This window comes from Streptomyces sp. NPDC014676, assembly GCF_043084105.1.
GTDB lineage: Bacteria > Actinomycetota > Actinomycetes > Streptomycetales > Streptomycetaceae > Streptomyces.
This window is the reverse complement of sequence record NZ_JBIBZI010000001.1, coordinates 292,817-314,891: the sequence shown is the minus strand read 5'-3', so window position 1 is coordinate 314,891 and position 22,075 is coordinate 292,817. Positions and strand designations below refer to the sequence as shown.

Sequence of the window (22,075 nt, the reverse complement as noted above, 5' to 3'; positions counted from 1 at the left end):
GGCCGGGGTGACGGTCCGCGACGGGCTCAGTGGTTGCGCGGGAAGCCCAGGTCGACGCCGGCCGGGGCGTCCGCCGGGTCGGGCCAGCGGGTGGTGACGACCTTGCCGCGGGTGTAGAAGTGCGTGCCGTCGTTGCCGTAGATGTGGTGGTCGCCGAAGAGGGAGTCCTTCCAGCCGCCGAAGGAGTGGTAGCCGACGGGGACCGGGATCGGGACGTTCACGCCGACCATGCCGGCCTCGACCTCCAGCTGGAAGCGGCGGGCGGCGCCGCCGTCGCGGGTGAAGATCGCGGTGCCGTTGCCGAAGGGGGAGCTGTTGATGAGGTCCAGGGCCTCCTCGTAGGTCTCCGTGCGCAGGACGCACAGGACGGGGCCGAAGATCTCGTCCTGGTAGGCCTTCGACGTGGTCGGCACCTTGTCGAGGAGGGAGATGCCGATCCAGTGGCCGTTCTCGTGGCCGTCGACGGTGTAGCCGGTGCCGTCCAGGACGACCTCGGCGCCCTCGTCGGCCGCGCCGGCCACGTAGGAGGCGACCTTGTCGCGGTGGACCTTGGTGATCAGCGGGCCCATCTCGGAGGTGGGGTCGTTGCCGGGGCCGATCCTGATCTTCTCGGCGCGCTCGCGGATCTTCTCCACCAGGGTGTCGCCGATCGCGCCGACGGCGACGACCGCGGAGATCGCCATGCAGCGCTCGCCCGCCGAGCCGTAGGCCGCCGACACCGCCGCGTCGGCCGCCGCGTCGAGGTCGGCGTCGGGGAGGACCAGCATGTGGTTCTTGGCGCCGCCGAGGGCCTGGACGCGCTTGCCGTTCGCGGAGGCGGTGGTGTGGATGTAGCGGGCGATCGGGGTGGAGCCGACGAAGGAGACCGCCTTGACGTCGGGGTGGGCGAGGAGGCGGTCGACGGCCACCTTGTCACCGTGGACGACGTTGAACACGCCGTCGGGGAGACCGGCCTCGGCCAGGAGTTCGGCGAGGCGGATCGAGGCCGACGGGTCCTTCTCGCTCGGCTTCAGGACGAAGGTGTTGCCGCAGGCGATGGCGAGGGGGAACATCCACATCGGCACCATCGCGGGGAAGTTGAACGGCGTGATGCCGGCGACGACGCCCAGCGGCTGGCGGATGGACGACACGTCGACGCGGCTGGCGACCTGCGTGGACAGCTCGCCCTTGAGCTGCACGCTGATGCCGCAGGCCAGGTCGACGATCTCCAGGCCGCGCGCCACCTCGCCGAGCGCGTCGGAGTGCACCTTGCCGTGCTCGGCGGTGATCAGCTCGGCGATCTCGTCGCGGTGGGCGTCGAGCAGCGCGCGGAACCGGAAGAGGATGGTGGTGCGGGTGGCCAGGGAGGACTGGCCCCAGCTCAGGTACGCCTCCTTGGCGGCGGCGACCGCGGCGTCGACCTCCTCGACGGAGGCGAACGCGACCTTCGTGGTGACCTCGCCGGTCGCCGGGTCCGTCACCGGGCCGTACGTCCCCGAGGCGCCTTCGGCGGTCCTGCCGCCGATCCAGTGGTTGACGATCTTCGTCATGACCGGGAACTCCTTCACAGATGGCGGCGACGGGTGGAGACGTGCCGTTCGTACAGCTCGTGCGGTTCGGGTGGCTCGGCCACGGGTCCATCACACCAGGTGCGGGCGGCCGGACGGGCCCGACACAGTGTCGGCCGTTTCGGGGCCCGCATAGACACCCGGGGCTTCGGCGGAACCTCCGGCGCGGGGCCGCGGCGGGCGGGGAGTCGTCGCTCGCTCTTCGCTCCTGCCAAAGCGAAGCGGCCTCCCGCGCCGGAGGCGATCGGTGGGGTGGTGACGGTGGTGGCGGTGGTGGCGCACCGGGGGACGTACAGCGTTGTCATGTGACGGCCCCGGCGGCGAGTGCCGCGTCGATCTCGTCGGGGGTGGGCATCGCGGAGGAGCACTCCAGGCGGGAGGCGACGATGGCCCCGGCGGCGTTGGCGTGCCGCATGGTCTTCTCCAGGTCCCAGCCGGCCAGCAGGCCGTGGCAGAGCGAGCCGCCGAAGGCGTCGCCGGCGCCGAGGCCGTTGAGGACGGTCACCGGGAGCGGGGGGACCTCGGCCGACCGGCCGTCGCGGTCCATGGCCAGGACGCCCTTCGGACCCTGTTTGACCACCGCGATCTCGACCCCGGCGGCGAGCAGGGCGCGGGCGGCGGCGTGCGGTTCGCGCTCCCCGGTGGCGACCTCCACCTCGTCCAGGTTGCCGACGGCGACCGTGGTGTGGCGCAGGGCCTCGCGGTAGAAGGGGCGGGCGGCGTCGGGGTCGGTCCAGAACATGGGACGCCAGTCGAGGTCGAAGACCGTGGTGCCGGACCTGGCGCGGTGGGCGAGGGCGGCGAGGGTGGCGGTACGGCTGGGTTCCTCGCTCAGGCCGGTGCCGGTGACCCAGAAGACGCTCGCGTCGCGGAGGGCGTCCAGGTCGAGTTCGTGGGCGTCGATCTCCAGGTCGGGGGCCTTGGGCCGGCGGTAGAAGTAGAGCGGGAAGTCGTCCGGCGGGAAGACCTCGCAGAAGGTGACCGGGGTGGGCAGACCGTGGACGGGGGTGACCCAGCGGTCGTCGACGCCGAAGTCGCGCAGCGCCTCGTGGAGATAGGTGCCGAAGGGGTCGTCGCCGGTGCGGGTGATCACGGCGGTGCGGCGGCCGAGGCGGGCTGCGGCGACCGCGACATTGGTCGCCGAGCCGCCGAGGAACTTGCCGAAGGACGTGACCTGCGGCAGCGGCACGCCCGTCTGGAGCGGATAGAGATCCACCCCGATCCGCCCCATGGTGATCACGTCGTACGCCATCGCGTCCCCTTCGTACGGCTCCACGCCTGTGTGGTCCTCCCCGGTTTCTAGCCCCGGGCACGAAGCCCTGTCAATGTTTTGTCCGGACATTCGGACGAGACTTTGCCGGGGGCCTGTCCGGATGCGCCGCCGTGAGGTCCGGACCCGCTGTCGTGAGGTCCGGACCGGCCGCCGTGAAGTCCGGGCCGACTGCCGCGAGGCCCGGGCCGGCCGTCGCGAGGGAAGTCAACGCGCCTCGCCGACGGACCGGCGTGCGCCTGTGTGGCATCCCTGTCACAAACACTCCCGCGCTGTCACGGGCGTCACACGTGCGCGGGCCTTCCGTCACACCCGGCGCACAACCCCTGCCCTGCCGCCGACGGGCCTCGTTCACCGGGCACAACGCATGCCTGATCACCAGCGCACGCCCGGCTCCCCTGACGGCCGCCCCCGGCCGTCGCCGTGGTGCGCGCGGGGAGGTGCCACCATGACCGACCGATCGCTGTGGTCCTACAAGGACATCGCGGCCCACATCAAGGTGCAGCCGGACACCGTCCGCTCGTACCGCAAGCACGGGCTGCTGCCCCCGCCCGACCATGTGGAGGGGGGCAAGCCCTACTGGTACGCCGACACCGTCCGGGCGTGGGTCGCCTCCCGTCCGGGCAACCGGGGCCGTGGGAACGGCTGAGGTCAGCTCCAGGGTTCGATGACGGTCACGCCCGCTCCCGCTCCCGCCCCGCCCATGGCCGCGAGGGCGGGCGGGGCGGCGTCCAGGGTGATGGTGGAGGTCACCAGCAGGTCGGGGCGGAGCACGCCGGCGCGCACCAGTTCCAGCATCGGGGGATAGGTGTGCGCGGCCATGCCGTGGCTGCCGAGGAGTTCGAGTTCGAGGGCGATGGCGCGGGCCATGGGGACGGGTGTGGTGCCCGTGGGTGAGGGCAGCAGGCCGACCTGGACGTGGCGGCCCCGGCGGCGCAGGCTGTCGACGGAGGCGGCGCAGGTGGCGGGCGCGCCGAGGGCGTCCAGGGAGAGGTGGACGCCGCCGCCGGTGAGGTCGCGGACCGCCCCGGCGGGGTCCGGTACCGCCGCCGCGTCCACGCACCGCGCCGCGCCGAACCTCCGTGCCAGGTCGAGGGCGCCCGGTGACACGTCGACGGCGACGACGCGCGCACCGGCCGCCGCGGCGATCATCACCGCCGACAGCCCCACCCCGCCGCAGCCGTGCACGGCCACCCACTCCCCCGCCGCCACCCGGCCCCGCTGCACCACCGCGCGGTAGGCCGTGGCGAAACGGCAGCCGAGCGAGGCGGCCGTCGCGAAGGACATCCCGTCGGGGACCGCGACGAGGTTCACGTCCGCGTGGTCCAGCGCCACGTACTGGGCGAAGGAGCCCCAGTGGGTGAAGCCGGGCTGGGTCTGGCGCTCGCACACCTGCTGGTCGCCGGCCGCGCAGGCGGGGCAGGAACCGCAGGCGCAGACGAAGGGGACGGTGACCCGGTCCCCGGCGCGCCAGCCGGTGACCCGGGCGCCGACGGCCTCGACGGTCCCGGCGAGTTCATGGCCGGGGACGTGCGGGAGGGTGATGTCCGGGTCGTGGCCCTGCCAGCCGTGCCAGTCGCTGCGGCACAGGCCGGTGGCCTCGACGCGGACCACGACCCCGTGCTCCGCGGGCTCCGGGTCCGCGACCTCCCGCACCTCGGCCGGTTCCCCGTACCGCTCGAACACCACCGCCCGCATGACCCGTCCCGCCTTCCGCTCGGCCCGACCGTCGTGGATTTATACCCCCTAGGGGTATAAACTGGGTGACAGGAGGGTCTTGAGGTCCCCCGTGACCCGCGTGGGCCCGCACCACCCCCACCCATCATCCACACCTCGACGAGGAGCAACGACATGACCTCCCAGACCGACACCCAGGGCTCCGTCACCACCGTCTACAAGGTGAGCGGGATGAGCTGCGGGCACTGCGAGGGCGCCGTCTCCGGTGAGATCTCCCAGCTCCCCGGGGTCAGCTCGGTACAGGCGGTCGCCTCCTCCGGCGAGGTGACCGTCGTCTCCGCGGCCCCGCTCGACGAGGAGGCCGTCCGCGCCGCCGTCGACGAGGCCGGCTTCGAGCTGGCGGGCACCGCCTGAGCCGCTCCTGAGCCCCCGCGCGGCGTGAACCGGGCCGTACCGGCCACCCGTTCCCCGCGGCCCGGCACGCCACCGCCCCCGGAGCCCCGGACCTCGCCCCTGGAGATACGGACATGACCAGCACCACCGCCCCCGAGGCACCGGCCGCCGGGCAGCCGGCCCTCTCGGAGGTCGAGCTGCTCATCGGCGGGATGACCTGCGCCTCCTGCGCGGCCCGTGTCGAGAAGAAGCTCAACCGGATGGACGGGGTCACCGCCACGGTGAACTACGCGACGGAGAAGGCCCGGATCACCTACCCGCCGGGCACCGAGGTCGCCGACCTGATCGGCACGGTGGTGCGGACCGGGTACACCGCCGAGGAACCCGCGCCTCCGCGGTCCCCGCAGTCCCCGCAGGACGAGACGTCCGCCTCACGGGAGGCCGACTCCGAACCGGCCGCCCTGCGCCGCCGCCTCACCGTCTCCGCGCTCCTCGCCCTCCCCGTCGTCCTCCTGGCGATGGTCCCGCCGCTGCAGTTCGACAACTGGCAGTGGCTCTCGCTCACCCTCGCCGCGCCCGTCGTGGTCTGGGGCGCCGCCCCCTTCCACCGGGCCGCCTGGACCAACCTCCGGCACGGCGCGGCCACCATGGACACGCTGGTCTCCGTCGGCACGCTCGCCGCGTTCGGCTGGTCCCTGTGGGCGCTGTTCCTCGGCGACGCGGGCATGCCCGGCATGCGGCACCCCTTCGCACTCACCGTCACCCGCACCGACGGCGCCTCCACGATCTACCTGGAGGTCGCCGCGGGCGTCACCGCGTTCCTCCTCCTCGGCCGCTATCTGGAGGCCCGTTCCAAGCGCCGCGCGGGAGCGGCCCTGCGGGCGCTGATGGAGCTGGGCGCCAAGGACGTGACCGTGCTCCGATACGAGGGGGGCGAGCGCGAAGCGCTCTCGGTCGAGGGCGGTGGCGGGAGACGGGTGGGCGGGCGCGAGGTGCGGATCCCGGCGGAGCGGCTGGCCGTGGGCGACCTGTTCGTCGTACGGCCCGGGGAGAAGATCGCCACCGACGGCACGGTGGTGGAGGGCGCCTCCGCCGTGGACGCGTCCATGCTGACCGGCGAGTCCGTCCCGGTGGACGTCACCGTCGGCGACACCGTCACCGGCGCCACGGTCAACGCGGGCGGACGGCTCGTCGTCGAGGCGACCCGGATCGGCGCCGACACGCGGCTCGCGCGGATGGCGAAGCTGGTCGAGGAGGCGCAGAACGGCAAGGCGCGGGTGCAGCGGCTCGCCGACCGGATCGCCGGGGTCTTCGTCCCGGTGGTGCTGCTGATCGCGGCCGGCACCTTCGGGGCGTGGCTGGGCGCCACGGGCGACACCGTCGCCGCGTTCACCGCCGCCGTCGCCGTCCTGATCATCGCCTGCCCCTGCGCCCTCGGCCTGGCCACACCGACCGCGCTGATGGTCGGCACCGGGCGCGGCGCCCAGCTCGGCATCCTCATCAAGGGCCCCGAGGTCCTGGAATCCACCCACCGCGTCGACACCGTCGTCCTCGACAAGACCGGCACCGTCACCACCGGCCGCATGACCCTGCTCGCCGTCCACACCGCCGACGGCACCGACGAGACCGAGGTGCTGCGCCTCGCCGGCGCCCTGGAACACGCCTCCGAACACCCGATCGCCCGGGCGATCGCCGCGGGCGCCGAGGAGCGGGCCGGCGCGCTGCCTCGCGCCGAGCACTTCGAGAACGTCCCCGGCCGGGGCGTACGCGGGCGCGTGGAGGGCCACGAGGTGGCCGTGGGACGCCTCTTCGACGAGGTGCCGCCGGAGCTGGCACGGGCGAAGGAGGAGGCCGAGCGGGACGGGCGTACGGCCGTCGTGGCCGGCTGGGACGGGGTGGCGCGCGGTGTCCTCGCCGTCGCCGACGCCGTGAAGGAGACCAGCGCCGAGGCGGTGCGCGAGCTGCGCGCGCTCGGACTCACGCCGGTGCTGCTGACCGGTGACAACAAGGCCGTCGCCGAGGCGGTGGCGCGGACCGTGGGCATCGACCGGGTGATCGCCGAGGTGCTGCCCGAGGACAAGGCCGACGTCGTACGGCGGCTGCGGGACGAGGGACGCAGCGTCGCCATGGTCGGCGACGGCGTCAACGACGCGGCCGCGCTGGCCGTCGCCGATCTGGGTCTCGCCCTGGGCACCGGTACGGACGCGGCGATCGAGGCGGGCGATCTGACCCTGGTCCGCGGCGACCTGCGGGTGGCCGCGGACGCGATACGGCTGTCCCGCAGGACACTCGGCACGATCAAGGGCAATCTGGTGTGGGCCTTCGGCTACAACGTGGCCGCGCTGCCGCTGGCCGCGGCCGGGCTGCTGAACCCGATGATCGCCGGTGCGGCGATGGCGTTCTCCTCGGTCTTCGTGGTGACGAACAGCCTGCGCCTGCGGGCGTTTCGTTGAGGTCTCAAGTTGGGGTGTACCCCTGTCGTCCGGTACGACCCTCACATAAGCTCTTCACACGGCTCGCGCATCTTCCTTACGCTTGAGTCCCGTGAGCGGTTTGCGGGCTCTTGCGCACCTTGAGGTGATGTGCAAGAGACGCAGATCACAGTGATCTGAACGTAACCATCGAAGGGGTTCGAAGGTCTAAGTTGGCGATGTCGGGCAGCGTCTTGGGGGGCGCTTCCTGACATCTGGGGAATGTCTTGGGGGACTTTCTCCGGAGATTGCGTTGCCGGGGCACGTACCCAGCGGGGAGCTTTGAGCGGCCCTCCCGAACGTGCGCTGTCCCGGCAGACCGCACACACCGACGAGTGCGGCGGGTTCAGGTCCGCCCGCACTCACCCAGCGATTCAGGCGCTGTCCTCACAGACGCCCGGCCGGATCCCGTGGGGGGAATCCGCACCGGGACATGGGAAGGCGCCCCGGTTCGTCGGCCCGTGGGGGGACCGTCGGCCGGGGCGCCTTCTTCTTTGCGGTTGCGCAACACGCCTATAGGGACGCGGGCTCGTGTGTGGTTGTGCAACACACCTGAAGGACCGCGGGTTACGTGCGGTAGTGCGACACACCCAGGGGCGCGGGGAACTGCGCGACCAGCCGCAAGCCGGCCCGCAGTCGCCCACGCTCCTACAGTGACGAGCTATTACGCGCCCTCAAGGGCACGGCCCTCGCACCGGGCAGGTGTCAGCGCTCCTCGACCGGGACGAAGTCCCGCTCGACGACACCCGTGTAGATCTGGCGCGGGCGGCCGATGCGGGAACCCGGCTCCTTGATCATCTCGTGCCACTGGGCGATCCAGCCCGGGAGGCGGCCGAGGGCGAACAGGACCGTGAACATCTCGGTCGGGAAGCCCATGGCCCGGTAGATCAGACCGGTGTAGAAGTCGACGTTCGGGTAGAGGCTGCGCGAGACGAAGTAGTCGTCGGAGAGCGCGTGCTCCTCCAGCTTCAGCGCGATGTCCAGCAGCTCGTCGGACTTGCCGAGGGCGGACAGCACATCGTGCGCGGCAGCCTTGATGATCTTGGCGCGCGGGTCGAAGTTCTTGTAGACCCGGTGGCCGAAGCCCATCAGGCGGACGCCGTCCTCCTTGTTCTTCACCTTGCGGATGAAGGAGTCGACGTCACCGCCGGAGGCCTGGATGCCCTCCAGCATCTCCAGCACCGACTGGTTGGCGCCGCCGTGCAGCGGACCCCACAGGGCGGAGATGCCCGCGGAGATCGAGGCGAACATGTTCGCCTGCGAGGAGCCGACCAGACGCACGGTGGAGGTCGAGCAGTTCTGCTCGTGGTCCGCGTGCAGGATCAGCAGCTTGTCCAGGGCAGCCACGACGACCGGGTCGAGGTCGTAGTCCTGCGCCGGGACCGAGAACGTCATGCGCAGGAAGTTCTCGACGTAGCCGAGGTCGTTGCGCGGGTAGACGAACGGGTGGCCGACCGACTTCTTGTACGCGTAGGCCGCGATCGTCGGAAGCTTGGCGAGCAGCCGGATCGTGGAGAGGTTGCGCTGCTGCTCGTCGAACGGGTTGTGGCTGTCCTGGTAGAACGTCGACAGCGCGGAGACGACCGACGACAGCATGGCCATCGGGTGGGCGTCGCGCGGGAAGCCCTTGTAGAAGTTCTTGACGTCCTCGTGCAGCAGGGTGTGCTGCGTGATCTCGCCCTTGAACGCGGACAGCTCGTCGACGGTCGGCAGTTCGCCGTTGATCAGCAGGTAGGCGACCTCCAGGAAGGTGGAACGCTCGGCCAGCTGCTCGATCGGGTAGCCGCGGTACCGGAGGATGCCGGCCTCGCCGTCCAGATAGGTGACGGCGGATTTATAGGCGGCGGTGTTGCCGTAGCCGCTGTCCAGTGTCACCAGACCGGTCTGTGCGCGGAGCTTCCCGATGTCGAAGCCCTTGTCGCCGACGGTGCTGTCGATCACCGGGTAGGTGTACTCGCTGCCGTCGTACCGCAGTACTACAGAGTTGTCGCTCACGTCTTCCCTCACCGACCTAGTGCCTCATCTTCGAGGTGCCCTGACTGTCTCCACCATCCCCCACTCGGCGCAGGAGAGTGCACTCGGGGTCGACCATCGGGCCTATCGGCGGCACTGAGTGCCGCCAACTTGCCCATACTGCCCGCTGTGTCCCCCGTCCGGAAGGGCTCTGTGACCTTCGTGACTCATTTGATCGATCATTTTTTGATGACGGGCCGCTCACAGGGGTGACGCGGGGGCCGAGAGGCGGGATCCGGCGAGGCGGAAGTCCAGCGCCGTGCACCGGCGGCCCGCGGAGACCGTGCGCACCGCCTGTCCGATCGCCTTGCGGGAGCCGACGAGGACGACCAGCCGCTTGGCCCGGGTGACCGCCGTGTACAGCAGGTTGCGCTGGAGCATCATCCAGGCGCCCGTGGTCACCGGGATGACGACCGCCGGGTACTCGCTGCCCTGGGAACGGTGGATGGTCACGGCGTAGGCGTGCGCCAGCTCGTCCAGCTCGTCGAAGTCGTAACCCACCTCCTCGTCCTCGTCGGTCAGCACCGTCAGGCGCTGGTCGACCGGATCGAGGGCGGTGACCACGCCCACGGTGCCGTTGAAGACGCCGTTCTCCCCCTTCTCGTAATTGTTGCGGATCTGGGTGACCTTGTCGCCGACGCGGAAGACCCGGCCGCCGAACCGCTTCTCGGCGAGGTCGGGGCGGCCGGGGGTGATGGCCTGCTGGAGCAGCCCGTTGAGCGTGCCCGCGCCGGCCGGGCCCCGGTGCATGGGGGCGAGGACCTGCACGTCCCGGCGCGGGTCCAGCCCGAACTTCGCCGGGATGCGCCGGGCCGCGACGTCCACGGTGAGCCGGCCCGCCTCCTCGGTGTCGTCCTCGACGAAGAGGAAGAAGTCCTTCATGCCGTCGGTGACGGGGTGCTGCCCGGCGTTGATCCGGTGCGCGTTGGTCACCACGCCGGACTGCTGGGCCTGGCGGAAGACACGGGTGAGCCGCACGGCGGGGACGGGACTGCCGTCGGCGAGGAGGTCCCGGAGCACCTCCCCCGCGCCGACGCTGGGGAGCTGGTCGACGTCGCCGACGAAGAGCAGGTGGGCGCCCGGGGGCACGGCCTTGACCAGCTTGTTCGCGAGGAGGAGGTCCAGCATGGACGCCTCGTCGACCACCACCAGGTCGGCGTCGAGCGGGCGGTCCCGGTCGTAGGCGGCGTCGCCGCCGGGCTTGAGCTCGAGGAGGCGGTGGACGGTGGAGGCCTCGGCCCCGGTCAGCTCGGCGAGCCGCTTGGCGGCGCGGCCGGTCGGGGCGGCGAGGACGACCTTGGCCTTCTTGGCGCGGGCCAGCTCCACGATGGACCGGACGGTGAACGACTTGCCGCAGCCGGGACCGCCGGTGAGGAGGGCGACCTTCTCGCTCAGCGCCAGCTTGACGGCGGCCTCCTGCTCGGGCGCGAGGTCCGTGCCCGTACGCCCCTTCAGCCAGCCGAGCGCCTTGTCCCAGGCCACGTCCCGGAAGGCCGGCATCCGGTCCTCGTCGGTACGGAGCAGGCGCTGCAACTGGGCGGAGAGGGCCAGCTCGGCACGGTGGAAGGGAACGAGGTAGACGGCGGTGACGGGGTCGCCGCCCTGCGGGTCGGGGACCTTCTCGCGTACGACGCCGGGGTCCTCGCCGTCCTCCTCCGGCTCGGCGGCGAGTTCGGCGAGGCACTCGATGACGAGGCCGGTGTCCACCTGGAGCAGTTTCACCGCGTCGGCGATCAGCTTCTCCTCGGGGAGATAGCAGTGCCCCTGGTCGGTGGCCTGCGAGAGGGCGTACTGCAGGCCGGCCTTCACCCGGTCGGGGCTGTCGTGCGGGATGCCGACGGACTGGGCGATCTTGTCGGCGGTGAGGAAGCCGATGCCCCAGACGTCGGCGGCGAGCCGGTACGGCTGGTTCTTCACGACGGAGATCGAGGCGTCGCCGTACTTCTTGTAGATGCGCACGGCGATGGAGGTGGACACCTCCACGGTCTGGAGGAAGAGCATGACCTCCTTGATCGCCTTCTGCTCCTCCCAGGCGTCGGCGATCTTCTTGGTCCGCTTGGGGCCGAGCCCGGGGACCTCGATGAGGCGCTTGGGCTCCTCCTCGATGATCGTGAGGGTGTCGATGCCGAAGTGCTGCGTGATGCGGTCGGCGAAGACCGGGCCGATGCCCTTGACCAGGCCGGAGCCGAGGTAGCGGCGGATGCCCTGGACGGTGGCGGGGAGGACGGTCGTGTAGTTCTCGACGTGGAACTGCTTGCCGTACTGGGGGTGCGACCCCCAGCGCCCCTCCATCCGCAGGGACTCCCCCACCTGGGCGCCGAGCAGCGCGCCGACGACGGTGAGGAGATCACCCGCGCCTCTGCCGGTGTCGACGCGGGCGACCGTGTAGCCGTTCTCCTCGTTGGCGTACGTGATGCGCTCCAGCACGCCTTCGAGGGTGGCGAGCCGGCGTTCGCCGGGGGCGGCTGCGGACTGGTTGGGCATGATCCGACGGTACCCGTGGGGTGTGACAGGGGGTGCCCCGTCCGGGCGGCCCGCCGCTAGCAGCCCGCTTCGGCGCCGCTGTCCACGAACGAGTCGGCGTTGACCGAGTAGCCGGCCCCGGTGGTGAGATCGGGGCGGCTTCCGTGGCCGTCCTCCGCGAGGCCCTCGGCGGTGAGGAAGACGATCCGCAGGGTCATGTCCTCCTTGACGAAGCACGGGTCACCGGACGGGGCCTCGGGGTCCGGATCCCACCCGTCCCGTACCGCTGCCGTCCGGTAGTGGGCGGCGACTTCGGCCTCCGTGCCGGGGAAGGCGTAGGTCCGGCCGGCGTACACCGAGACGTCGCCGCTGTCCGCCCAGCAGCCGGCGTCGACCTTCTCGAAGCCACGGGCGACGGTGGCCCCGGCGGGCCGGGAGTCGAGGATGCCGAGCGCAGCCATCTCCTTCACCCTGCTGCCGGTCCCCTCGCAGTCCTTGGTGAGCTCCTGCAGCGCGCAGCCGGTGAGCGTTCCGGCCGCGAGCACCGCCGACAGGAGCAGGGGTATGGGGCGGATGGTCGTCCGTAAGGACAAAGCGGGCTCCAGGGTGAAAGCGCGGCGGGGGATCCGCCGGGCGGGACGGCTGTCCGTGCCGCTCCGGAGCGGCACGGCCTGGTTCCACGGGATCGTGTCCGGCAGAGACGTCGGCTGAGTGACATCATGCCAGTTTCCGCCGGTCCGGGTTCCTTCAGCGCCTCAAGGAAGCCGGCGGAGACGGCGGTTGGGAAGGTGAGGGCGGCCAGGATGGGGGCCTTGGAGTCGCGTACGGCCACGAGGGTGCGGGCGTGTGCGATCTCGAGGCGCGAGTTGCCGTCACCGGGGCCCGAGTCGGAGGACGGGCGGGGGCGCTGGTGCGGGCCTGTGCCGACGGGCGGGGGTGGCAGCCGCCGGCCGGACAGGGCAGCCGGGGCAAGTACGTGTGGTGCGAGCTCAGCACTGCGTGAAGACCGGCGCTGTCGGTGGTGCTCCGTAGGGTCGACGCACCTGATCAGCGAAGGAGCGCCGACCATGAAGTCCCCGGCCGAACTGGACGCCGTCCGGTGGCAGACACTGACCCACGCCTACGGCCCGGCCGTGGACGTGCCCGACCTGATCAGGGCGCTCCACCAGGGCGATGACACGGCCGTCGACGAAGCCGTTCACGAGCTGTACGGGAACATCCACCACCAGGGCACGGTGTACTCGGCGTCGGCACCCGCCGTTCCCTTCCTCGCGCACGCCGCCCGGCACGTTCCCCGCAAGCGCACCGAGTTGCTGATGCTGCTGGCGGCACTCGCCGACCACGCCCCCGCGGACACCGGGTCACCGCACTGGCCGCGCAGTCCGGTCGCCGAGGTCTGCAGGGAACTGTGCCGGGTGCTTCCGGAGCTGCTGCCCTGCCTGACGGACACCGAACGGCCGGTGCGCCGGGCGGCACTTCGCGTGGTCGCGGCCGTGGCGGACGTGCTCCCCGTCGGACTGTGGGCCTCCGTCGAGGAGCGGGTCGGCGAGCTGTACGCCGGTGACGCGGTCCCGGCGGTACGGGCCGACGCACTGGTCGTCCTGAACCGGAGAGGGCGAAAACCGCTGCCCTTCGGCAGCCCGTGGTCCGAGGTCCGGCTGGCGGCGGCCACGCTCGCCGCCGAACGGTCCGGCCCGCCGTACCCGGCGGAGCTGGTGACGATCCTCGCCGAGGACGGGGCCGAACCCGACCCCGGGGAGGACGACTTCCCGTGGCCGGGCGCCGACACCCCGGAATCCCACCTCACCGGGCTGCTGACCGACGACCCGGACGCCGCTCTCGCCGTGGCGGCCCACTGGATCGACGCGGGAGACCTGGGCTCACGCGGATCATGGCTGGCCCGGGAGATCACGGAGGTCTGGCGCGACCGGGAACCGGAGGTACTGGATCTCCTGCTCGCCGCCCTGCCCCACCAGCGGGACACCCGCTCACTGGTCCACACGCTGGACGTCATCGGCCGCTGGGTCGGCCGTCTGCCCGAGCCCGGTGACGAGCTCCGGGACAGGCTGTACGACTACGCCCGTGCGGACGGGGAGACCGCGCGGCCGGCGCTCCTCGCCCTGGTCCGGTCACGTGATCCCCGTGCTGTGGACGTGCTCCTGCGCCGCCCCGACGCCGAGGCGGTCCGGGCCGCGGCGACGGTCTTCCCGGAGGCGGGCGACGAGCTCACGGCGGTGATCCGCGAGGAATTGTCGGCGGGCGCCACCGGGAACGCGGCCGCCGCCCTGATCGCGGCGCTGGAACCGCTCGGTGCTCCCGCCCGGCGGGCCCGGCCCGAACTGGTGGAATGTCTCCGGACCCGCCGGGCGGCCGTCGCCGCCGCCCGGCAGCTCGGCCTCAACGGCATCCTGACCGGGGAGGTCTCTTCCGCCCTGCGGGAGGCCGGGCGGAGCAGCGACGCCTCACTGCGGGCCGCGGCGGCCGTCGCCCACTACCGGTTGACCGGTGACCCCGTCCCGGCACTGCGCACCTTCGAGGAGCTGCTCTCGGCGGCGCAGGGCCCGGCGCACTGGCACCTGGGCCGCCTCCAGTCCCTCGGCAGTGCCGCCGCACCCCTGCTCCCCCTCGTCGAACCGATGCTGACAGCGCGATACGAATGGACGCGGGCGACCGCCGCCGAGGCGCACCACTGGATCACCGGCTCCCCGGACGACGCCGTCCCCGTCCTCGCAGAGCTGGCCGGTCCCAGTCCGGTCGGTCTTCACGCCCTCAAGGCCCTCGCCGCCATCGGCCGGACACCCGAGGAGCTGCGCCCGACCCTTCGGGCCTGCGCCTTCTCCCCGCGCCGCCTGCTCGGCGCCACACCCTTCTCCGAGGACCACGAGGACGAGGAACTCCGCGCGGTCGCCTGGAGCTTGCTCGCCCTCGCCTGAAAATCGGGAGCATCCCGGTCCGTGGTGTCCATGCTCCGCTCATCTGAGTGCGTATGGTGCATTCGTCCGCCGGATGCTCACCGTTTTCAGACGCTCGCCCCTTTCAACCGGGAGGCGTCCGCCGTCACTCAGCCCGTGATGGAGAAGAAGATCGTGTCCTGGGTGTACCAGTCGATGTTCTTCGTGGCGTACTCCCATTCCGCGTGTTCGAACTCGAGCTTCTCGGCCAGTTCCCCGAGGTCGTACCGGAAGTCCTCGTCCACCCGGTCCAGCACCGCGCGGTAGGCGTCGGCGGCCGGCTTGGCCCTGTCCAGCGGGAACATGCCGATGTGCGGCCCGTCCACGGGGAAGGGGACGGGGAAGGGGATCTCCTCGGGCGGCCCGGAGAACAGGCGGTCGTGCGGCAGGAGATCGGCGCTCACACCCGCGCGGCGCAGCTCTTCGTCGAGCAGGCCGAAGAAGGTGGAGGGCTTGGAGTAGACACCGAGTTCGGCGGGGTCGGAGGCGTTGCGGTCGATGATGTGCTGGAGCGCGCGGTAGTAGGCGCCCGCCGCGTACTCGGCTTGGGAGTCCGCGTGGCCGGCCACGAGGTGTTCCAGCGCGTCGGGGACGGTCAGGCCCAGGTCGATGCCCTGCCGCTCCAGTTCCCGCTGGCTCTCCCGCGCCTTCTCACGCATGACGCCCAGCCGCCGCACCTGATCGACTGTCAGGTCGTCCGCGGCTCCGATGAAGGCCAGGACGTCGGCTTTGTCGGCGGTGCTGTACGAGATGATCCGGCTCATGGTCGTCATACTGTCAGCGGCCACTGACACCGGGGACCGGCCCGCACGCCGGCCGACGGCAGGCCGACGGCCGGGGAGGCGACCGGCCGGACTCCGGCAGACGGAGCGGCCGGCGGCGCACCCGGAGTGAGCGACCACGAAGCGGCGGGTACCGCCGGGCGCCGGGTACCGCAGACCGGCTCCGTGGGACCTTGCCCCGGCCAGGGCAGCAGCGCGTCCCGTGCGGTCCTCTCCCGCCGCACACTCCTTCCCGACGACCGGGCCCCCGGTCCGGGGCAGGCCGGACGCCGCCCTTCCGCGTCGCCCCGGAAGAAGGCGGTACGCGGAACCCGGTCGCCCCGCGGGACACCACCGCCCCTGCGGTCACGATTCGATTTCGGACACCCCGCATCCTCTTGCCAGCCACCCGTGTAATCGATTCCAATCCTCCGTGTAATCGATTCCACGAGGAGGTGGAACGGCGATGGCGAGCATCAAGGACGTCGCTGCCGAGGCGGGGCTGTCCGTCGCCACGGTGTCGCGGGTGCTGAACGACCACCCGTCGGTCAGCGAGGACGCGCGCCGGCGGGTGACGGCCGCCGTCGAGGCGCTGGGCTACCGCCCGAACGCCGTCGCCCGCTCCCTGCGCACCGACCAGACCCGCACCCTCGGACTGGTCATCAGCGACGTGATGAACCCGTACTTCACCGAGCTGGCCCGCTCCGTCGAGGAGGAGGCCCGCGCGCTCGGGTACAGCGTGATCATCGGCAACGCCGACGAGCGGCCCGATCTCCAGGACCACCACGTCACCACCCTGCTGGACCGCCGTATCGACGGGTTGCTCGTCTCCCCCACCGACGGCGGCTCCCCGCGCATGCTGGACGCCGCCCGCGCGGGCACGCCCATGGTGTTCGTCGACCGGTGGATCCCCGGCGTGGACGTGCCCGTCGTCAGGTCGGACGGGCGTGGCGCCGTACGGGACCTGGTCGCGCACCTGTACGCCCTCGGGCACCGGCGGCTCGCGATCATCGCCGGGCCCGCCGCCACCACCACCGGCCGCGAGCGCGTGGACGCCTTCCGGGAGGCGCTCGGCGCGTACGGGCTCCCCCTCCCCGACGCCTACATCGGCCAGGGCGACTTCCAGGCCGACAGCGGGCGCCGGGTCACCGAGGGCTTCCTCGGCCTGCCCGAGCCGCCCGAGGTCGTGTTCGCCGCCGACAACCTGATGGCGCTCGGCGCGCTGGACGCCGTCCGCGCGCGCGGGCTGCGGGTGCCCGACGACATCGCGCTGGCCGCGTTCGACGACATCCCCTGGTTCGTGCACACCGATCCGCCGGTCACCGCCGTCGCCCAGCCGACCGGCGCGCTGGGCCGGGCCGCCGTACGCGCGCTCGTCGACCGGATCGAGGGCGGACCCGGCGAGTCCGTCACCCTCCCCGCCCGGCTCGTCGTACGCCGCTCGTGCGGTGAGCCGGCACCCCCGCAGTCCCCCGCACCACAGTCCCCCGTACGAAGGAGTACGTCGTGAGCAGCCCGGACGAGTTGCTGCGCATCGAGGGCATCCGCAAGACCTTCCCGGGCGTGGTCGCGCTCGACAGCGTCGACTTCGACCTGCGCCGGGGCGAGGTGCACGTGCTCCTCGGTGAGAACGGTGCCGGCAAGAGCACGCTGATCAAGATGCTCTCCGGCGCCTACACGCCCGACGCCGGCCGGATCACCGTCGGCGGCGAGGAGGTGCGCATCCACGGTGCGCAGGACTCCGAGCGGCTCGGGATCGCCACCATCTACCAGGAGTTCAACCTGGTCCCCGATCTGACGGTCGCCGAGAACATCTTCCTCGGGCGGCAGCCGCGCCGCCTCGGGATGATCGACCGGAAGAGGATGGACGCCGACGCCGAGGTGCTGCTGAAGCGCGTCGGGGTCGATGTGTCCCCCCGGGCGCGGGTGCGCGAACTCGGCATCGCGCGGCTCCAGATGGTCGAGATCGCCAAGGCGCTCAGCCTGGACGCGCGGGTGCTCGTCATGGACGAGCCGACCGCCGTGCTCACCTCCGAGGAGGTCGAGAAGCTGTTCGCCATCGTGCGGCGGCTGCGCGAGGACGGCGTCGGGATCGTGTTCATCACCCATCACCTGGAGGAGATCGCCGCCCTCGGCGACCGGGTCACCGTGATCCGGGACGGCCGCAGCGTCGGGCAGGTGCCCGCCGCCACGCCCGAGGACGAGCTCGTACGGCTCATGGTCGGGCGGTCGATCGAGCAGCAGTACCCGCGCGAGCGCGCCGAGGCCGGTGACGCGCTGCTGAAGGTGGAGGGGCTCACCCGGGACGGCGTCTTCCACGACGTGAGCTTCGAGGTGCGGGCCGGTGAGGTCGTCGGTATCGCGGGGCTCGTCGGGGCCGGGCGGACGGAGGTGGTCCGGGCGGTGTTCGGGGCCGACCCGTACGACGCCGGGACCGTGCACGTCGCGGGGGCCCCGCTGCGCCGGCACGACGTGAACGCCGCCATGGCGGCCGGGATCGGGCTGGTGCCCGAGGACCGCAAGGGGCAGGGGCTCGTCCTCGACGCCTCCGTCGAGGAGAACCTCGGCCTGGTCACCCTCCGGTCCGCCTCCCGTGCGGGGCTCGTCGACCTCAAGGGGCAGCACGAGGCCGCCGAGCGGATCGCCGGGCAGCTCGGCGTGCGGATGGCCGGGCTCGGCCAGCACGTGCGGACGCTCTCCGGCGGCAACCAGCAGAAGGTCGTCATCGGCAAGTGGCTGCTGGCCGACACCAAGGTGCTCATCCTCGACGAGCCGACGCGCGGCATCGACGTCGGCGCGAAGGTCGAGATCTACCAGCTCGTCAACGAACTGACGGCCGCCGGTGCCGCCGTGCTCATGATCTCCAGCGATCTGCCGGAGGTGCTCGGCATGAGCGACCGGGTGGTCGTCATGGCGCAGGGGCGCGTCGCGGGCGAACTCACCGCCGACGAGGCCACCCAGGACGCCGTGATGGCCCTCGCCGTCAGTACCACTCCCCACAGCAACGGAACGGAGGCCTCCCGTGGCCACTGACACGCTCAAGGGCACGCCGGGCGCGCAGGGCGGCGCCACGGCCGGCCTGCGCCGCCTGCTCCTCGACAACGGCGCGCTGACCGCGCTGATCGTCCTCGTCATCGCCATGTCGGCGCTGTCCGGGGACTTCCTGACCGCCGACAACCTCCTCAACGTCGGCGTCCAGGCCGCCGTGACCGCGATCCTCGCCTTCGGCGTCACCTTCGTGATCGTCTCGGCGGGCATCGACCTGTCGGTCGGCTCGGTCGCCGCTCTGTCCGCGACCGTGCTGGCGTGGAGCGCGACCGAGGCCGGGATCCCGGTCCCCCTGGCGGTCCTCCTCGCCGTCGCGACGGGCATCGTCTGCGGTCTGGTGAACGGCTTCCTCATCTCGTACGGGAAGCTGCCGCCGTTCATCGCGACGCTGGCCATGCTGTCGGTGGGGCGCGGTCTGTCGCTCGTCATCTCGCAGGGCTCGCCGATCGCCTTCCCGGACTCGGTCTCCCACCTGGGTGACACGCTGGGCGGCTGGCTGCCGGTGCCGGTGCTCGTGATGGTCGTCATGGGGCTGCTCACCGCCTTCGTGCTCGGCCGGACGTACATCGGCCGCTCCATGTACGCCATCGGCGGCAACGAGGAGGCCGCGCGCCTGTCGGGCCTGCGGGTGAAGCGGCAGAAGCTCGCCATCTACGCCTTCTCCGGGCTGTTCGCCGCCGCCGCGGGCATCGTGCTCGCCTCCCGGCTGTCCTCCGCGCAGCCGCAGGCCGCGCAGGGCTACGAGCTGGACGCGATCGCCGCCGTCGTCATCGGCGGCGCCTCCCTCGCGGGCGGCACCGGCAAGGCGTCGGGCACGCTGATCGGCGCGCTGATCCTGGCGGTGCTGCGCAACGGGCTCAACCTGCTGTCCGTCTCCGCGTTCTGGCAGCAGGTCGTCATCGGTGTCGTCATCGCGCTGGCCGTCCTCTTCGACACGCTGCGCCGCAAGGCGGGCGCGACCACCCCGGCGGCCGGGGCGTCCGGGGGCGGGAACAGGGGCAGGCAGGCACTGACGTACGTCATCGCGGCGGTCGTCGCCGTCGCGGTCGTCGGCGCGACCTCGCTGCTGCACAACGGGTCGTCGGCGGGCAAGACGCAGAGGATCGGCCTGTCGCTGTCGACGCTCAACAACCCGTTCTTCGTGCAGATCCGCGACGGCGCCGAGGAGGAGGCGAAGAAGCTGGGCGTGGACCTGACGGTCACGGACGCGCAGAACGACGCCTCCCAGCAGGCCAACCAGTTGCAGAACTTCACCAGCGGCTCGCTCTCCGCGGTCGTCGTCAACCCGGTGGACTCCGACGCGGCCGCTCCCGCGGTGCGCGGCGCGAACAAGGCCGGCATCCCGGTCGTCGCCGTGGACCGCGGGGTCAACGACGCGGACACGGCCGCGCTGGTCGCCTCCGACAACGTCGAGGGCGGCGCGCTGGGCGCGAAGGCGCTCGCCGAGAAGCTCGGCGGCAAGGGCACCATCGTCATCCTCCAGGGGCAGGCCGGCACCTCCGCCAGCCGGGAGCGCGGCGCGGGCTTCGCCGAGGGGCTGAAGGACTACCCGGGCATCAGGGTCGTCGCCGAGCAGCCCGCGGACTTCGACCGCACCAAGGGCCTGGACGTGATGACGAACCTGCTCCAGGCGCACCCCGACATCGACGGTGTCTTCGCGGAGAACGACGAGATGGCGCTCGGCGCGATCAAGGCGCTCGGCTCGAAGGCCGGCACGTCGGTCCAGGTCGTCGGGTTCGACGGTACGCCGGACGGGCTGAAGGCGGTCGAGGCCGGCACGTTGTACGCGTCCGTCGCGCAGCAGCCGTCGGAACTGGGCAGGATCGCGGTACGGAACGCGCTGCGGGCCGCCGAGGACGAGAAGGTGGAGAACATGGTGAAGGTGCCGGTGAAGGTGGTCACCCAGGAGAACGTGGCCGGCTTCGAGGGCTGACGCCGGGATCGGGGAGCGATTTCATGTACGACTACGACCTCCTGGTCGTCGGATCGGCCAACGCCGACCTGGTGATCGGGGTCGAGCGCCGGCCCGGCGCCGGGGAGACGGTGCTCGGTTCCGACCTGGCCGTCCACCCGGGCGGCAAGGGCGCGAACCAGGCGGTCGCGGCCGCCCGGCTCGGTGCCCGTACGGCCCTGCTGGCGCGGGTCGGCGACGACGGGCACGGCCGGCTGCTGCTGGACTCGCAGCGGGCGGCCGGGGTGGACACGGTGGGCGTGCTGGTCGGCGGGGCGCCCACCGGGGTCGCGCTGATCACGGTGGACCCGTCGGGGGACAACAGCATCGTCGTCTCGCCGGGCGCCAACGGCCGGCTGACGCCGGCGGACGTGCGGGCGGCCGGGAGCCTGTTCCACGCCTCCCGGGTGGTCTCCGCACAGCTGGAGATCCCGCTGGAGACGGTGGTGGAGGTGGTGCGGAGCCTGGTGCCGGGCAGCCGGTTCGTACTGAACCCGTCCCCGCCGCGCCCGCTCCCGGCGGAGGTGCTGGCGGCCTGCGACCCGCTGATCGTCAACGAGCACGAGGCGAAGGTGATCCTGGGCGACGACGCCGGGACGGGCGACGGGCCCGAGGAGTGGGCGCGGCTGCTGCTGGCGAGGGGCCCGCGGTCGGTGGTGGTGACGCTGGGTGGCGAGGGCGCGCTGGTGGCCTCCGCGGAGGGCGTCCACCGCGTCGCGTCCGTCGAGGTGCGCGCCGTGGACACCACCGGTGCGGGTGACGCGTTCACCGCCGCGCTGGCCTGGCGCCTCGGCGCGGGCGAGCCGCTCGCCGGGGCGGCGGCGTACGCGGCCCGGGTGGGCGCGGCGACGGTCACCAAGGAGGGCGCGCAGGTGTCCTTCCCGACGGCGGCGGAGGTCGACGGGCTGTGCGGTGCCGGTCCGGGGGACGACTCCCGGCCCCCCGGCCGGGGGCCGGGCAGCACGTCCGGGGTGGACCCGGAAGGCGGCGCCCGGTGAAGAAGCGCGGAATCCTGAACCGGCACCTCGCCGGCGCCCTGGCCGAGCTCGGGCACGGCGACGGGGTGCTGGTGTGCGACGCGGGGATGCCGATACCCGGTGGGCCGCGCGTGGTGGACCTGGCGTTCCGCGCGGGCGTGCCGTCGTTCGCGGAGGTGCTGGAGGGGCTCCTCGACGAGCTGGTCGTCGAGGGCGCCACGGCCGCGTCCGAGGTGCGGGACGCCAATCCGGCGGCGGCCGGGCTGCTGGCGGGCCACTTCCCCGGCCTCGGCCTGGTCCCGCACGAGCGGCTCAAGGAGCTGAGCGCGGGCGCGCGGCTCGTCGTGCGCACCGGCGAGGCACGGCCGTACGCGAACGTGCTGCTGCGCTGCGGGGTCTTCTTCTAGGAACGCCCGTTGCGAGGCGCGCACGAACTTCGAGGGGGCCCGGTCCGTCGACCCGGCCCCCTCGTCCCTCCCCCGTCAGAACCCCTCAAGCCCCCCGGGTCCCCTCCCAGGAGTCCTGACTCCACGTACGACCCGCGAGGAGCGGG

General features: G+C 72.3%; 17 protein-coding genes and 1 pseudogene. 10 read left to right on the top strand and 8 right to left on the bottom strand.

Annotation, left to right across the window (positions count from 1 at the left end):
• Positions 1 to 26: 26 nt before the first annotated feature.
• Both mmsA and iolC read right to left on the bottom strand, forming a co-directional pair.
• Positions 27 to 1,529 carry a CoA-acylating methylmalonate-semialdehyde dehydrogenase gene (gene mmsA, locus ACF1DX_RS01440; protein WP_391789213.1) on the bottom strand — a complete coding sequence of 501 codons (1,503 nt, stop codon included), beginning with the start codon at positions 1,527 to 1,529 and terminating at the stop codon, positions 27 to 29.
• A 319-nt stretch (positions 1,530 to 1,848) separates the two neighbouring features.
• On the bottom strand, positions 1,849 to 2,799 hold the full coding sequence (gene iolC / locus ACF1DX_RS01435; RefSeq protein ID WP_391789718.1) for a 5-dehydro-2-deoxygluconokinase: 951 nt from the start codon (positions 2,797 to 2,799) through the stop codon (positions 1,849 to 1,851).
• Between the two features lie 466 nt (positions 2,800 to 3,265).
• Between iolC and ACF1DX_RS01430 the strand changes: the two genes are divergently transcribed.
• A complete protein-coding gene (locus tag ACF1DX_RS01430; RefSeq protein WP_030857954.1) occupies positions 3,266 to 3,466 on the top strand; it encodes an AlpA family transcriptional regulator in 201 nt (66 codons plus the stop codon).
• A 2-nt stretch (positions 3,467 to 3,468) separates the two neighbouring features.
• Here ACF1DX_RS01430 and ACF1DX_RS01425 read toward each other — a convergent pair whose 3' ends face one another.
• On the bottom strand, positions 3,469 to 4,515 hold the full coding sequence (locus ACF1DX_RS01425; protein WP_391789212.1) for a zinc-dependent alcohol dehydrogenase family protein: 1,047 nt from the start codon (positions 4,513 to 4,515) through the stop codon (positions 3,469 to 3,471).
• Positions 4,516 to 4,668: 153 nt separating this feature from the next.
• On the opposite strand from ACF1DX_RS01425, the gene ACF1DX_RS01420 reads away from it, so the two are divergent.
• Together ACF1DX_RS01420 and ACF1DX_RS01415 are read left to right on the top strand one after the other, a co-directional pair.
• Positions 4,669 to 4,908, top strand: a complete 240-nt coding sequence (locus tag ACF1DX_RS01420) for a heavy-metal-associated domain-containing protein (protein WP_030857950.1) — start codon at positions 4,669 to 4,671, stop codon at positions 4,906 to 4,908.
• Between the two features lie 113 nt (positions 4,909 to 5,021).
• Positions 5,022 to 7,340 (top strand): heavy metal translocating P-type ATPase, encoded by a 2,319-nt coding sequence (locus ACF1DX_RS01415; RefSeq protein WP_391789211.1) that lies wholly within the window; start codon positions 5,022 to 5,024, stop codon positions 7,338 to 7,340.
• Between the two features lie 723 nt (positions 7,341 to 8,063).
• Here ACF1DX_RS01415 and ACF1DX_RS01410 read toward each other — a convergent pair.
• The 4 genes from ACF1DX_RS01410 to ACF1DX_RS01395 form a co-directional block, all read right to left on the bottom strand.
• Positions 8,064 to 9,353: a citrate synthase gene (locus tag ACF1DX_RS01410; RefSeq protein ID WP_391789210.1), complete on the bottom strand. Its 1,290-nt coding sequence runs from the start codon at positions 9,351 to 9,353 to the stop codon at positions 8,064 to 8,066.
• A gap of 219 nt (positions 9,354 to 9,572) precedes the next feature.
• Positions 9,573 to 11,855, bottom strand: coding sequence for an ATP-dependent RecD-like DNA helicase (locus ACF1DX_RS01405; protein WP_391789209.1), 2,283 nt, complete (start codon positions 11,853 to 11,855; stop codon positions 9,573 to 9,575).
• A gap of 56 nt (positions 11,856 to 11,911) precedes the next feature.
• Positions 11,912 to 12,379 carry a hypothetical protein gene (locus ACF1DX_RS01400; protein ID WP_391789717.1) on the bottom strand — a complete coding sequence of 156 codons (468 nt, stop codon included), beginning with the start codon at positions 12,377 to 12,379 and terminating at the stop codon, positions 11,912 to 11,914.
• Entirely contained in the window at positions 12,301 to 12,687 is a 387-nt protein-coding gene (locus tag ACF1DX_RS01395; protein WP_391789716.1) for a DUF397 domain-containing protein, read from the bottom strand. The genes ACF1DX_RS01400 and ACF1DX_RS01395 overlap by 79 nt, the downstream gene beginning before the upstream one ends.
• Before the next feature lie 39 nt (positions 12,688 to 12,726).
• Here ACF1DX_RS01395 and ACF1DX_RS01390 point away from each other — a divergent pair.
• A pseudogene (locus tag ACF1DX_RS01390) lies at positions 12,727 to 12,837 on the top strand (ATP-binding protein); the annotation flags it as partial.
• 64 nt (positions 12,838 to 12,901) lie between these two features.
• Complete coding sequence (locus ACF1DX_RS01385) at positions 12,902 to 14,767, top strand: hypothetical protein (protein WP_391789208.1); 1,866 nt, start codon at positions 12,902 to 12,904, stop codon at positions 14,765 to 14,767.
• A 128-nt stretch (positions 14,768 to 14,895) separates the two neighbouring features.
• Here ACF1DX_RS01385 and ACF1DX_RS01380 read toward each other — a convergent pair whose 3' ends face one another.
• On the bottom strand, positions 14,896 to 15,549 hold the full coding sequence (locus ACF1DX_RS01380) for a hypothetical protein (protein WP_391789207.1): 654 nt from the start codon (positions 15,547 to 15,549) through the stop codon (positions 14,896 to 14,898).
• Between the two features lie 463 nt (positions 15,550 to 16,012).
• Between ACF1DX_RS01380 and ACF1DX_RS01375 the strand changes: the two genes are divergently transcribed.
• From ACF1DX_RS01375 to rbsD, 5 genes are read left to right on the top strand one after another with little or no spacing between them, the layout of a single operon-like run.
• Positions 16,013 to 17,056 carry a LacI family DNA-binding transcriptional regulator gene (locus ACF1DX_RS01375; RefSeq protein WP_391789206.1) on the top strand — a complete coding sequence of 348 codons (1,044 nt, stop codon included), beginning with the start codon at positions 16,013 to 16,015 and terminating at the stop codon, positions 17,054 to 17,056.
• The gene (locus ACF1DX_RS01370) at positions 17,053 to 18,579 is read left to right on the top strand and encodes a sugar ABC transporter ATP-binding protein (protein ID WP_391789205.1); all 1,527 of its coding nucleotides are present in this window, start codon (positions 17,053 to 17,055) and stop codon (positions 18,577 to 18,579) included. The genes ACF1DX_RS01375 and ACF1DX_RS01370 overlap by 4 nt, the downstream gene beginning before the upstream one ends.
• Positions 18,569 to 20,527, top strand: a complete 1,959-nt coding sequence (locus tag ACF1DX_RS01365; protein WP_391789204.1) for a substrate-binding domain-containing protein — start codon at positions 18,569 to 18,571, stop codon at positions 20,525 to 20,527. The genes ACF1DX_RS01370 and ACF1DX_RS01365 overlap by 11 nt, the downstream gene beginning before the upstream one ends.
• A gap of 23 nt (positions 20,528 to 20,550) precedes the next feature.
• Positions 20,551 to 21,543, top strand: a complete 993-nt coding sequence (locus tag ACF1DX_RS01360; protein WP_391789203.1) for a ribokinase — start codon at positions 20,551 to 20,553, stop codon at positions 21,541 to 21,543.
• On the top strand, positions 21,540 to 21,929 hold the full coding sequence (gene rbsD / locus ACF1DX_RS01355) for a D-ribose pyranase (RefSeq protein ID WP_391789202.1): 390 nt from the start codon (positions 21,540 to 21,542) through the stop codon (positions 21,927 to 21,929). The genes ACF1DX_RS01360 and rbsD overlap by 4 nt, the downstream gene beginning before the upstream one ends.
• Positions 21,930 to 22,075 lie beyond the last annotated feature (146 nt).